Source organism: Paenibacillus sp. FSL R5-0345, from assembly GCF_000758585.1.
GTDB lineage: Bacteria > Bacillota > Bacilli > Paenibacillales > Paenibacillaceae > Paenibacillus_AQ.
This window is the reverse complement of the sequence record NZ_CP009281.1, coordinates 3,245,539-3,258,034: the sequence shown is the minus strand read 5'-3', so window position 1 is coordinate 3,258,034 and position 12,496 is coordinate 3,245,539. Positions and strand designations below refer to the sequence as shown.

The 12,496-nt window shown below is 42.4% G+C and carries 12 protein-coding genes; 2 read left to right on the top strand and 10 right to left on the bottom strand.

Annotation, left to right across the window (positions count from 1 at the left end):
• Nucleotides 1-61: 61 nt before the first annotated feature.
• Nucleotides 62-1,165: a saccharopine dehydrogenase family protein gene (locus tag R50345_RS14400; protein ID WP_042127602.1), complete on the bottom strand. Its 1,104-nt coding sequence runs from the start codon at nt 1,163-1,165 to the stop codon at nt 62-64.
• 129 nt (nt 1,166-1,294) lie between these two features.
• Here R50345_RS14400 and R50345_RS14395 point away from each other — a divergent pair, with 129 nt between their 5' ends.
• The gene (locus tag R50345_RS14395; RefSeq protein ID WP_042127600.1) at nt 1,295-2,380 is read left to right on the top strand and encodes a helix-turn-helix transcriptional regulator; all 1,086 of its coding nucleotides are present in this window, start codon (nt 1,295-1,297) and stop codon (nt 2,378-2,380) included.
• A gap of 86 nt (nt 2,381-2,466) precedes the next feature.
• On the opposite strand, the gene R50345_RS14390 is transcribed toward R50345_RS14395, so the two are convergent.
• Nucleotides 2,467-4,002: an MDR family MFS transporter gene (locus R50345_RS14390; RefSeq protein WP_042127598.1), complete on the bottom strand. Its 1,536-nt coding sequence runs from the start codon at nt 4,000-4,002 to the stop codon at nt 2,467-2,469.
• 274 nt (nt 4,003-4,276) lie between these two features.
• Here R50345_RS14390 and R50345_RS14385 point away from each other — a divergent pair, with 274 nt between their 5' ends.
• Entirely contained in the window at nt 4,277-4,711 is a 435-nt protein-coding gene (locus R50345_RS14385) for a MarR family winged helix-turn-helix transcriptional regulator (protein ID WP_156114927.1), read from the top strand.
• Between the two features lie 84 nt (nt 4,712-4,795).
• On the opposite strand, the gene R50345_RS14380 is transcribed toward R50345_RS14385, so the two are convergent.
• The 8 genes from R50345_RS14380 to R50345_RS14345 all read right to left on the bottom strand — a co-directional run bounded on the left by R50345_RS14380 (nt 4,796) and on the right by R50345_RS14345 (nt 12,474).
• Complete coding sequence (locus R50345_RS14380; protein WP_042127595.1) at nt 4,796-5,332, bottom strand: hypothetical protein; 537 nt, start codon at nt 5,330-5,332, stop codon at nt 4,796-4,798.
• Between the two features lie 153 nt (nt 5,333-5,485).
• On the bottom strand, nt 5,486-5,827 hold the full coding sequence (locus R50345_RS14375; protein ID WP_042127593.1) for a DUF1801 domain-containing protein: 342 nt from the start codon (nt 5,825-5,827) through the stop codon (nt 5,486-5,488).
• A gap of 92 nt (nt 5,828-5,919) precedes the next feature.
• A complete protein-coding gene (locus R50345_RS14370) occupies nt 5,920-6,309 on the bottom strand; it encodes a hypothetical protein (protein ID WP_042127591.1) in 390 nt (129 codons plus the stop codon).
• A 174-nt stretch (nt 6,310-6,483) separates the two neighbouring features.
• Complete coding sequence (locus R50345_RS14365; RefSeq protein ID WP_042127589.1) at nt 6,484-10,377, bottom strand: discoidin domain-containing protein; 3,894 nt, start codon at nt 10,375-10,377, stop codon at nt 6,484-6,486.
• A 270-nt stretch (nt 10,378-10,647) separates the two neighbouring features.
• Nucleotides 10,648-10,995, bottom strand: a complete 348-nt coding sequence (locus R50345_RS14360; protein ID WP_042127587.1) for a DMT family transporter — start codon at nt 10,993-10,995, stop codon at nt 10,648-10,650.
• Nucleotides 10,996-11,012: 17 nt separating this feature from the next.
• Complete coding sequence (locus tag R50345_RS14355) at nt 11,013-11,339, bottom strand: DMT family transporter (protein WP_042127584.1); 327 nt, start codon at nt 11,337-11,339, stop codon at nt 11,013-11,015.
• A 13-nt stretch (nt 11,340-11,352) separates the two neighbouring features.
• Nucleotides 11,353-11,886 (bottom strand): TetR/AcrR family transcriptional regulator, encoded by a 534-nt coding sequence (locus tag R50345_RS14350; RefSeq protein ID WP_042127581.1) that lies wholly within the window; start codon nt 11,884-11,886, stop codon nt 11,353-11,355.
• Between the two features lie 108 nt (nt 11,887-11,994).
• Nucleotides 11,995-12,474: a GNAT family N-acetyltransferase gene (locus tag R50345_RS14345; protein WP_042127580.1), complete on the bottom strand. Its 480-nt coding sequence runs from the start codon at nt 12,472-12,474 to the stop codon at nt 11,995-11,997.
• Nucleotides 12,475-12,496 lie beyond the last annotated feature (22 nt).

Here is a 12,496-nt window from a genome sequence, read left to right as displayed (position 1 = left end):
TGGGTTACGAAAAAGAAGCCTGACGAATCAAGCTTCTTATAATAACTATACACAAATTATTCTATTTTGATTTATCTGCATTATGCTCCTTTACTTGGATCTCCATGCTTAGGGTCGACCCTAATTCTTTTTGAATATATGCTAGATCTGTGATCTCCTCAATATGATATACGCCGCCTGGAAATGGTGAATCATAGAGGAGCTTTGATACTGCTGCTGTCACTTTTGCTGTGACGACGGATTGATTCTTTCCTTGCAATATTAAATCAGCACGCGTGGGCTTCCCCTCTCGATTTCTTCCTCGAGCCTCAACCTTGATAGCGAACTGGTCACTCCCTAAATGCAGCCGCTCCATAGCACGAACAATCCCTCTGTTCACCCAGCCTGTCTTCAACAATCGAACGATCCCTGTTTTTTTGGCTATGGCCAATATTTTGGTTACAAAGACTGAATCCAGACAAAACCGTGTGGAAATAGTCGATGCTTTGAGCGTTCGGGCAAGCGTCTGTTGATCTGAAAAGGGGAAACGATAAGCATAGCGACTCCCTAAATCGTCACCAAAGTGATACAGCTTTCTATCGGTGAAGCTGTCCACCTCTACCTGTCGATTCTTTTGCTTGATTTCAAACTTTTCACCTATACTATTCACTGTCCATTCGATCGCTGCTTTCCCATGAGAATCACCAAGTCCGAGCATTATCGCTATTTCAATTTCTTCCGTCTGTTCTAGCTGTCTTTCCGCTTCAAGAGCCATTAGATTCGTTATACCTGGTGCAAGCCCTACACTAAGAACGGCTTTAGAGCCGTGTCGTGCAGCCTCTTCACTATACGCCTCCATTTGAGATAAAAACGGACCGCTCGCTGATACATCCACATAATGCGTACCACTGTGAAAGCAGGCTTTTACATAATCCGTACGGGTTTGATCCAAACACATGATGACTAGCTTCACTTGTTCAAGTAAATGTGAAGGTACAGGCTTACTGATATCCAACTGTAACGGCTTGACTTTGCCGTGTGTAGATTGACTGAACCGCTCTGCTTTTTCAAGACTTCTCCCTGCTGCAAATACTTTACCTGGATACTTCTTCTCTAATATTTCACATATAGTACGCCCTACATGTCCATAACCACCAACAACAACAATATCTTCTTTTTCCTGCATTTTTATCACCGCATCCTATATAATAGAGTTGATTAAGAATCATTCTCAATTATACGGATTTCACTTCCGTTCACTATCCCACAAATGTGGGGGTTCATTATAATCCATTAAGGACTAGAGGGCTACTCAATGAATACCAATAAACAATTCATTCAAATAAAGAAACAAATCAATAAGCTAGGTATGGTTACTGATTCATCTCACAATTACCGTACTTCTTTGCTCTCTCTCTTACGTGAAGCTGTTCCCTTTGATGCTGCCTGCTGTACTCATGTGGATCCACAGACACTGCTTTCTACCGGTGCAGTTACTGAAGACAATGTAGAGCGAATTCATCCCTACTTGTTCCAGATCGAATACGGGGAGGATGATGTTAACAGCTATGAGCAAATGGTCCATAACAAACGCCTCGTTGCTACAATATACGAAGCAACCGAGCAGCAACCAGAGCGGAGTGCGCGATATCGAAAGGTTTTGACTCCAGCAGGTTTTGGGGATGAACTAAGGGCAGTGCTTATTCTAGGAGAATCTTGTTGGGGCTATTTGACGCTGTACAGAAATGCGGATCAATCGGAATTCTTACAAGAGGAATGTGATTGGATCACCTCGCTCATCCCTCTGATTGCAGCCAGAATGCGTGCGTTCAGTCTTGAGCTTCCAGAGAGAGAGGAGACTTGGGATGATGATCTTTATGGTTCCGGTATTGCAGTTCTATCTGATCATTTGGCTCTTCTGTCCTCCAATCCCGCTGCAGATCGCTGGTTAGAAAAGCTTAGATCATTGGAAATGATGAATGCACATGTCTTACCACGGCCAATCCGTGCAGTAAGCACGCAAGCGTTCAACAGCCCCTCCGAATCTGCCGGAATTGCTAAGGTATGCATTCGTATGAATGAGGGGCCTTATTTACTCGTCCGAGCAAGTCGTCTTCGCTCTTCTGACAGCCAGATTCAGGTAGCTATTTCTTTCGAGCCCGCACGTCCAGCGGACATGCTTCCCATCATTGCTGAAGCGTATGGTTTAACAGAGCGTGAACAGCAGATATTACACGGTGTAATTCGAGGATTATCCACTAAAGAGTTGGCTTCTTCTCTACATATTTCTGCTTACACCGTTCAGGATCATTTAAAGTCCATTTTTAGTAAGTCAGGTGTCAGCAGCCGCAGAGAGCTTATTTGGTATTTACATTCACGCTACAATATTATAGAGATATAAGCTGAACGCGATCCCTTACTTAACAATAATAAAAACAGGCTGAATCCCATTTTATAGAGAATTCAGTCTGTTTAAACATTACATCCTTAATGCGAAGCCGTATACTCTCCCAATTCAGAAGCCAGATCAAACTTCTCCTTACTCATCACAAATGCTGCCAATAGAGCTATAACAGACGGAATAATTGCCCAAGCAAAAGTATGAACAAGCGATGAGGACAATCCCTCTGTAATCTTATCAAGAACTTCAGTAGGGATTTTTTCACGAGTATCCGGGGTCAAAATAGTACTTGGATCGCTTAAATTCACCCCTATAGGTGCCGCACCACCGCTACTGAACATGGATGCTAATTTATTCGAAAACACATGACTTTGGATAATACCGAATACTGTTATGCCGAGTGTCATTCCCAGCTCCCTTGTAAAACTAAGTGTCGAACTTGCGGAACCACGCTGCCTTGCTGTAAATCCATGAATGGCTGCGTTGCTTAGAACAGAGAATGAAGAACCTATTCCAAGACCTACTAGAAACATAAATATGGTGACCATGAACCGTGAAGAATCTGGTGTTAATGTGGTTAGCAAAGCGATACCTAAAACAAGCAGTATTAACGTCGATATCATGATGGTGCGATAGTTGAACTTCGAGAGCAGGAATCCGCCCCCTGCTGCAGTGATAACGGAGCCGAGCATCATAGGAAGTAGAACAAGTCCCGAATTCGTTGCCGAGCCGCCAAGAACCCCTTGAATGTAGATTGGAATGTACACCGAGGCTGTAATAAATGCTGCTCCGCTAAATATAGCCATAACATTACTCGTAGAATAAAGACGATTCTTGAACATGCCGAATGTAATGATGGGTTCTTCTGCACGACGTTCGATAAAAATAAATCCCACGATAAACACTACAAAAGCTAAGAACAATCCCACAATCATAGCAGAGTCCCAAGCATATTTTTTTCCACCAAGCTCAATCGCAAACATGAGACACAGGATAGAAGCTACAAGTGTAAACGCACCAAGGTAATCGATCTTTTCCTTGGAATGCTCAACAGACTCTTTATAGAAGAAAGCTATTAAAAAGAATGCGACAACACCTATAGGTAAGTTGATGTAAAAGACCCAAGACCAATGGATATAATCCGCTATATAAGCGCCAATAAGAGGTCCGAAAATACTTGATATCCCATAAGCCGCTCCAAATAATCCGCCGATCTTCCCCCGTTTTTCCGGAGCTACCACATCGAACATGATAGTGAATGCGATCGGAACGAGTGCCCCTCCACCAATACCTTGAATCGCACGATAAATACTCAGCTGAACTATAGAGTTTGCGGTACCACATAAAGCAGATCCGATCATAAATACAATAATTCCGAAAATAAAGAAACGCTTGCGACCATACATATCCGATAATTTTCCGAAAATCGGCATGCCCGCCATCTCAGCTATCATATAAGCAGAAGTCACCCACATCAGTTTGTCAAAACCACCAAGATCCCCTACGATTGTTCCCATTGCAGTTGCTAATATAGTGTTATCCATGGATGCCATAAGTGTGGCCAGCAATAGAGCCGCTATAATAATGCCTACATTATTTTTCTTTTCCAATTTCTTAACCATTCTCTTTTGTTCCCTCCGCTCTTCCTTAATTTCGATTTTAATCTTATCGTTATAGATCGCACACCAGCCTCTCTCTAAACTTCTTGATGCATTACCTTTTGCAAAACTTTAATAATTCCGATAAAATGAGTTCAATTAATCGCACGTTTATCGAGTATCTCTATTGTCTAATATCTCGATAATCAAGATATTAATATTTTAAAAGGAGGGCTCTCTTTTGTCAAGAGATCTACACAATCAAGCGAAAAATCAGCAGGAAGACCTCACATTGCGTATGCGGGGCCTAGGAAGTCGAACGATACTATATCAGCAAAATGTGGCAGCCTCACTTGGGTTATATAATAATGATTTTCTATCCATAGATATTCTCCACGAAAGAGGTCCCATCACCGCTGGTGAACTGTCCAAACTAACCGGACTGGCTACAGGTAGTGTTACGGCATTAGTTGATCGCCTTGAAAATAACGGTTTTGTTCGCAGACAAAATGACCCCTGTGACCGTCGAAAGGTCATTATTGTCCCTTTGTATGAAAATAATGAGGTCGGAAATGCTTACCTTCCACTGCATGCTGAGATGCTTAAACTAGCTTCCACCTACTCGGATGAAGAGCTTGAACTTATTACACAATTTTTAGGAAAAGCAAGTACGATCCTGGAAGAGCAGATTCATCGTCTCAGCTCCTCGACAAACAATAATGCGTCTACTTAATCCTTAATTAATCATCAAAAAAGGACGATACCCATAGTCTAATCACAATGGGTATCGTCCTTTTTTTCTAAAATTATTCGACTGTTACTTCGTATCTATGGAAATAGTCAGCTTTCCATTGGATTCAACTAAAGAAATTTTGGCGTTATCCGTCTGCCATTCCTTACGAAAGTTTGTACCTTCGCCTTCTTTTTCTATATCTGCTGTGCTACCTTCACTTTTAGTCGTAAGCTCTCCAAGCTGTTGCGTTATCTCTTGCGTTAATTTTTCCTTGGTAGCTTCTTCAAAATGAATCGTCTCTCCAATCACTTTTCCAGTGTGATCATAGGAGACCTGAAGATTTGCTTTGTGATTCACAATCTTCTCGTTATATTCGCGGGATAAAAGAGTAGAATTCGTACCTTCATTACGATTAGGTGCGCCTTTGCCGAGAGCTTGGACAACTTGAGCATCCTCTTTTCCAATCAAAGTGGCAAGTTCCTCAAGGCTAAATCTTTCCTCAGCTCCACTTGGCACAACCGTTGGAGGTGGTAGCTGGGATTTATCTGCTACTGGTCTTGAGCATGCACTTAGTGCAAAGATCGTAAGCAGTAACAAACAAGTTATCTTTAATTTCTTCATGGGTTTCATTCCCTTCATTGCTAGCACTTGATTTATTTTTCACAATTTATTGAATGATTATGTATCGACATAGCCAAATTCGCCCATAAAAAAGACGATATCTCATGAAGTCAAATGACTTTAAGATACCGCCCTGTATTCTGAATCTAGCAATTAAAGTGAAGCTGAGGCTTGGCTGACCCAAGTCACTAATTGAGCCACATCAACTGTATTCCCTTTACGCAGTTTTAGTGTTTTTCTCTCCGGAGGGCCCTCAAACATCCCTTCCGGTAACTCAAGCTCGCTCGTATTAAAAATAACAAAACTTACCGCATCTTTTGATGTTGAGATGGCTGCGGCATATTTCCCATTTTTCAAAAAATGTGGCTTCTTGTACTGAATTCGTTCCTGCACATCTGGGATCGCCTGGTGTACAACTTCACGAAGAGTATTGGATAATTCCACCTGCCATGGTTCTTTTAACGTTTCAATAAAATCAATTACTTCCTGGTTCATTCTTCATCGCTCCTTTAATTAATTAACTATTAAAATTCTGTAGCATGCTTGAAACGCCTACACAAAACCAAAATTTATAATAATAACAAAGGTCAAGCCTTCCAATATAAGTGCCCCTCCGGAACGAAATAAGAAGCATTTACTTTGTTTTCGCCTTCATTGGCTACTATGGCACAAATCGTTTCCTCTTCCTCATACTTAACTAGGTCTCCTATATTCAAGGTCGACAATTTGGGGTCAGTAATAGCCACGTCTATATACTCTTCCGTCCAAGTTTGTCCTTGATCTCGGCTAATGGTACACCGCAGAACACGAGGCTGATTTCGATACTCTTCTAGCGCACATAATGTAGCCTCAACTAATTCCGTGAGATCACTTTCGGTCGTGTAGAGCCCATACCCTAAATTGAAAATCCGTTCCTTAGTGGCAGCCCTTCGTTTCAGCCTCCGAGCTTTCCGTTTATCTAATTTGTCAGTTTTCATCTCTATCTCAATTCCTTCACATGATTATGAAAAAATCATAATATAAACTTAAAAAGTTGATCACCCCATTTATTTCTTGTTCTCCAAGCCAATATCCTCCTTCGCATCTTTAATTTTTTACCACTCACCAAATAAAAAGAAGAGTTCCGAAGAACTCCTCCCACACGCTTTCACTTAATGGATCGTCAGATTAAATCCGCTCTGAATATAATTCAGGTTGGGGTTTGCGATATTCGTAGTCGTGAGGTTGTTAAACGTTGCTGAACCATTGCCTGTGTAGGTATAGATTGCCGAACCTTGATGTGGCCCTGAGAACCGTGAAGTAGTAATACCATCAAGTCCTGTGCCATTAATGTTAATGTTGTTGAATACGATATTCTCAAATCCGCCACCATAACCAAACTGGATTGCATCGCGTTGTGTATTGATGATATCGATGTTGGTAAAGGTCACATTCTTAATGGCATCATTCGATGCCTCCAAGTCGATGGCTCCGCGTTCTCCACCGTATAGGTCTTTACTGGTGCCACTTGTAATAATCGTTGTATCCGAAAAAACAATTCCGGTATTATTTTGGAAATGGTATCCCGGGAACACAGTATTCATTCTAATACCGGAACCGCCTACAGTGTCGATGATGTAGTTGTGATCAGCTTTATGACCACCGCCTCCAAAGAATGCTATGGCTGCTGCACGCCAGTTATTCTCAATAGTGTTGTACGAGAATGTGTTATTTACACCCGCCGGAGCACCATTGGTATTACTAGTCCATACAGCAAGACCATCGTCACCGTTATTACGTACATTTGTGTTTCGAACAATTGAATTGCTAGTTCCTTGGGAGTAGTTGATGCCGTCAGCAAGATTGTTCCGAATCCGGCTGTTCTCAACAACAAGCCCACTGGCATAAATAGCAGGCGTATGCGCATAGTCACCTACCCACATACCACATTCAAAATGTTCTACCCAGACATCATGGATGATTGAATTGGTTCCGAAGTTATCCATAAATCCTTTATAAATTGCATTTTGTCCATAACGGGATCGCAAATTCGAATTCATATAAACATTGCTAAAATCCAGCTTGCCGCTAATACGGAGTGAAATCCCACCACCCGCTGCATTAGGATTAGTAAATTGGAGGTTGGTATGCCAGATCCCAGCACCCGTAACCGTAAAGTTGTTAATCATATTGCTGGCAGAACCAATTTCCCACATGCTGCTAAGGTTAAACGTTCCGGCAGGAATATACATACTCTTACCGCCTGCAACAGCAGCATTCACCGTTGCTTTAAAGGCTGCAAGATCATCCTGACCGTCATTTGCTACAGCACCATAATCTGTCACTGACACGGAGTTCGCCGGACGAGCGACTACAGTAGGAACGGGTTCGATTTCGAGGAAATCAACTCCATATTCCAAGCTATCTCCATTGTTCTTCTGAATCCGGATGGTGTCTCCAGGCTGGAGAGGGGTGTCTAATTTCCAGTGTATTTCATCAAATCGGAAGAGCGGACGCCCAGCACTAGGAGTATCACCAGGCATATCACCCGAGAAATACTGCCAGCTGTAATAGGAGGTTAACGATACGGTTTTGACTTTTACTCCATTCACATACACGTCAAGTGAGCCATTAAGTCCCATACCATCCGAAGAGTCAGGCATAGTAAATCTCATCGTCACACCCGCGCCACCTTGCCCCTGTCTTACTGTCCATCCTACGTTCGAACCATTCGAAGGAAGGGCTACATAACGCTGACCTGATGCTTCTGAAGCGATTAGTGCTTGATCAAACGTAGGAGCAGATTTCAATGTTGCACCACCACCGAGAGTAGCATCTTCAGTATCGTACCGACTATAAGGCATGCTTGCACCACGTAAAGCATACACAACTAGATTAGCCGTGCTAACATTGTTTGATTGCTTGGCTGTTACTTCGTTCGCATCCACTTCAACACTAGTGGTGACAGTGTAATTGCCGTTGACTGCTGTCCATGTCCCTGGAATTGTGACGTTAATGGAAGCTCCTGCAGCTATGGTTCCGTTATAGGATCCAGTAAATGTCTGAATAGTGGAGCCCACTGAGTTCTTTAATGCTACTGTAATACCATGAGAACCGCTTGCAGAAGCAATGGTCCCTTGATTCTTGAGATTCACGGTAAAAGCTACAGAACTATTGGCAACTGGATTACTTGGTGTCCATGAAGCCGCGCCCACTAAGTCAGAGCTGGAGACCGGAGCGATAACAAGCGGTGCCCCGTTCGTATAGCTGTTGTTCCCTTCATTGTGCTCAAAAATCACATTGCTTTCATCTACCTTAGCGCTTAGAGTATAGGCCGCTGCGATTTTGGCTCCAGCATTTAATGTCATTGAGGCTGTTGTGGAAGCCCCGGCAGTTAGTAAACCTACTGGTGCAGATCCAACTAGTTCATTGTTTAAGTAGAAGTTAACAGTTGTTGCTGGGGAGCTAGAATTTCCATTGTTCTTAACAACTGCATTTAATGTAATTGCACTTGTCTCGACCGGAGTAGTAGGAGACCAGGACATACCCGTTATCATTAGATCAGGATTTGCTCCGGGAGTACCAAATACTTGAAACTCTGCGATTTGCCCAGCCGGCGCACCGGAGTTCGAAGTAATATTCAACTGAAGACGTTTAACCGTTGCCGAGACCGGTATGGTTACTGTGTTGCTCGAAGCTGGATTAAATGTATACGATTGAGCCGCCACCAAATTACTGAAGCTAGTTGTGTCTTGGTTGTGACCAAGCACCTGAATCGTTTGAGTACGAGTACTCCAAGCAGTGGCTGGATTCAGCTTCAATACGATTGAAGTAATGTTATGGTTCGCACCTAAGTCGAGCGTCAAAGTACTTGGATTGCTGCCGCCTTCCCAGTATGTGCTTGTGTCGTTATCGTTCGCATTTGTGGCTACGAACGTTTGTGTGCTGGAAGATGCGGTAATCGACTTGCCAACAGCAAAATTGCTCCCCGGAGCAGGTGTTGGTGTGACCGTTGGTGTTGATGTTGGCGTTGGTGTTGGTGTTGGTGTTGGTGTTGGTGTTGGTGTTGGTGTTGGTGTTGGTGTTGGTGTTGGTGTTGGTGTTGGTGTTTCAGAAGGTGTAGTTGTTGTCGACGCTACAGTGATTAGATCCAGGTTAACGTTACCAGAATCACCAGCATCATATTTATATGCAATTGTGTTGTTACCTGCATTCAGATTTAGTACTTCAACTTTAGTGCTCCATGAATCCCAGTTTGCCAAGTTAGGTAATGAGGTCTGGCCAATTCTGGTACCATTGACGTAGATACTTATTGTCTTTGTACTGCCACTTGCATTAGCGTATTTCAACGTCACCTCACGGCTGCCTGCTGCTGGTACGTTAACCGTGAAAGTAGTTGTTGCACCTTGCGTCAAGTATCCATCCACGAACCCCGTACCGGAATAACCGGCATGGTCCGTATTTACTTTAGCTCCTCCAGATAGTGAAGCCGATTCAGCTTCGTAAGTACCGGAAGACGTTGGAGTTGCTGTTGGTGTAGGAATAGGACCGCTTGCACCGTAAATCTCGAATTCAGAAAGCTGAGCTGCTGGCCAGCCTGTATTGCTCGTTACATTCAGACGAACATAACGCGTACTGGTTGAGGCAAAATCGATCGTAACGCTGTTTCCTGCTACTGATGGGTTAAAAACATAATTCGTAGACGCTACAATGTCTGTGAACGTAGAACCGTTCGTGCTGCCTTGAACGGCCAGGGTTTGCGTCCTTGTTTCCCAACCAGAAGGTAGCTTAAGAACGACTTGATCAACATTCGTAATTGTACCTAAATCGACTTGAATCCATTGCGGGAATGCATTATTCGTACTTTCCCAATACGTATTTTGATTACTGTCTTTAACATTGTTCGGACTATAAGTTTGAGATTGACCGCTTGCCGTTACATTTTTACCGAGTGTCAGGTTTGGTCCTCCGGAGGCTGAAACAAAATTAAACGGGCCCGCAGCCAAGAATAAGCTTGAAATCAACATGGATACTACCAACGACCATACAACATACTTGTTACGCATTTTAATTTTTAATCCTCCTCAATTGTGTTAGATTCTCTAAATAATGAACCTATCAAAGTGCTCGAATGATAGCGTTTACAAATATAGTCACCTTAGAGCACATTTAAAAGAACCACACCCTCCCTCCACTTTCAGACACACTCATTATAGATAAATAGCAGCTCAAACTATAAGATGTAATTCTACGGAAAAGGTAAGTGATACCATTATTACGAAACTATGCGATTTACGGAATCTATGACATCTATTCAAACAAAAAAAGAGCCCGATTTAACGAGCTCTCTCTTGATCTGCAGAAGGTGCGTTTAATAATACTACCCCGCCTACTATTAATACTATTCCGGCAAACGTAAGAATACCAAATGGATCTCCCCATACAACCATACCCACAAGTGCGGTTAGAACTGTACCTACACCCGACCAGATCGCATATGCTAAGCTTAACGGTAATTCTCTAAGGCTTATAGATAAACTATAAAAAGCGATTATAAAACCAATAATAACCCCTATTGATGGGAGTAATTGCGTGAATCCTTCCGACATTTTCAGCATAGTAGTGCCTACGACTTCGCTAGCAATCGCTATACCTAGAGCTATATATCCAACATTTCTTTTCATGCTACAGCCTCCAAATTCTAATGAGCCCCACCAGAGAGCTTCATAATAATTACCCCACCAATAATGAGCAGCAGACCTAATAACTTCTTACGGTTAAAGCTCTCTTTATAAATGAGTACACCTATTAAGGCTGTCAATGCTGTACCCACCCCTGACCAAATCGCATAAGCCGTCCCTAATGGAATTGTTTTAAGTGCTAAAGAAAGACTATAAAAGGCAAAACCCATCCCAAGGATCACTCCAATGGAAGGTAATAGCTTTTTAAACCCGTTAGATACTTTTAGCATTGAACTGCCAAATACCTCAAAGATAATCGCTGTTGCCAATAATACATATGAATTCAAATTTAGCGCCTCCTTACTTCGTCATATTTATTAAATCTTGAATGACTTTAGTCCGTAATTCATCTTCTAACACACCTAATCCGAACATCTCAGAATACCATAACCCGTCTGCAGCCAACCTAACGATAGTAGAACGGACAGGATCAATGCCGTCGTTCTCTATATTTTTTTGCCACATTGCATATTGATTTTGAAATTTACTAAGAATATCCGGATTGGTAAAAAGAGCAGCCGAAAGTGCGGTACCGATCTCTTTGCCTTCTTTAAGATCTTCATCAATAGCTTCAGCAAAAGCCCGACTCCACTTTCCTTTCTCAACGGTTGCGCTCATTGCCCTTTCTTGAACATTAGTAAAAAAATCGTTCGTTAACTCTTCCACCATCCCCATGATCAAAGCCTCTTTATTTGGAAAATGGTGCAGCAGTCCGCCTTTACTGACACCAGCCTCTTTAGCAACAGCTTCAAGCGTCAGCTTCTCCACGCCATTATTTTTAACAACCGCGGAAGCAGCCAGAAGAATAGCTTTCCGTTTAGAATTACTGTTCACGTTAATCACCTCTGCTATTTACTATACCGTCTGGACGGTTTTGTTGTCAAATAAAAATATCTAGTAACATATAAAAAAGCCCGGTAATCCAGGCTCACATTTTTTAATCTATCGAGTTAAGTCTTTTATATACCAAGCATCACAAGCAAAATGCTCCGAACCTGCAAGTGGCTCGTTTATACGTTCAAATCCGCTTTTTGTATAAAAGCGGTTAGCTCCCTGCATATTCTGCAACGTCTCCAGATAACATTTGTTGTAATGAAGTTTGGCAAAATCCAGTGCGATATTCAATAGTTCGGTGGCTACTCCAGTACCTCTAGTAGTAGAAGTTAAATACATTTTTTGTAATTCACATATGTCCTCTTCCTTCCCGAAAGGTGCAATTCCGCAACCTCCTAACACAGTTCCTTCCTCCTCAACAATCCAGTATGCTCGATTCTCATCATTAGTATAGTACTGATATAAATGATGCAAGCTGTCATCTTCCCACGCTAAACCTGCTCTATTCCCTCCGAACTCCATTAGGCACTCCCTAATAATTAGTTCGATAGCATAATTATCCTTCATTTGTATTCGTCTGATGTTCATGATTAATCGGTCCCCTAACCTT

Coding starts and splice junctions, on each gene's coding strand:
- R50345_RS14400 (WP_042127602.1), bottom strand. CDS start 1,165: ATGCAGGAAAAAGAAGATATTGTTGTTGTTGGTGGTTATGGACATGTA.
- R50345_RS14395 (WP_042127600.1), top strand. CDS start 1,295: ATGAATACCAATAAACAATTCATTCAAATAAAGAAACAAATCAATAAG.
- R50345_RS14390 (WP_042127598.1), bottom strand. CDS start 4,002: ATGGTTAAGAAATTGGAAAAGAAAAATAATGTAGGCATTATTATAGCG.
- R50345_RS14385 (WP_156114927.1), top strand. CDS start 4,277: ATGCGGGGCCTAGGAAGTCGAACGATACTATATCAGCAAAATGTGGCA.
- R50345_RS14380 (WP_042127595.1), bottom strand. CDS start 5,332: ATGAAGAAATTAAAGATAACTTGTTTGTTACTGCTTACGATCTTTGCA.
- R50345_RS14375 (WP_042127593.1), bottom strand. CDS start 5,827: ATGAACCAGGAAGTAATTGATTTTATTGAAACGTTAAAAGAACCATGG.
- R50345_RS14370 (WP_042127591.1), bottom strand. CDS start 6,309: ATGAAAACTGACAAATTAGATAAACGGAAAGCTCGGAGGCTGAAACGA.
- R50345_RS14365 (WP_042127589.1), bottom strand. CDS start 10,377: ATGCGTAACAAGTATGTTGTATGGTCGTTGGTAGTATCCATGTTGATT.
- R50345_RS14360 (WP_042127587.1), bottom strand. CDS start 10,995: ATGAAAAGAAATGTTGGATATATAGCTCTAGGTATAGCGATTGCTAGC.
- R50345_RS14345 (WP_042127580.1), bottom strand. CDS start 12,474: ATGAACATCAGACGAATACAAATGAAGGATAATTATGCTATCGAACTA.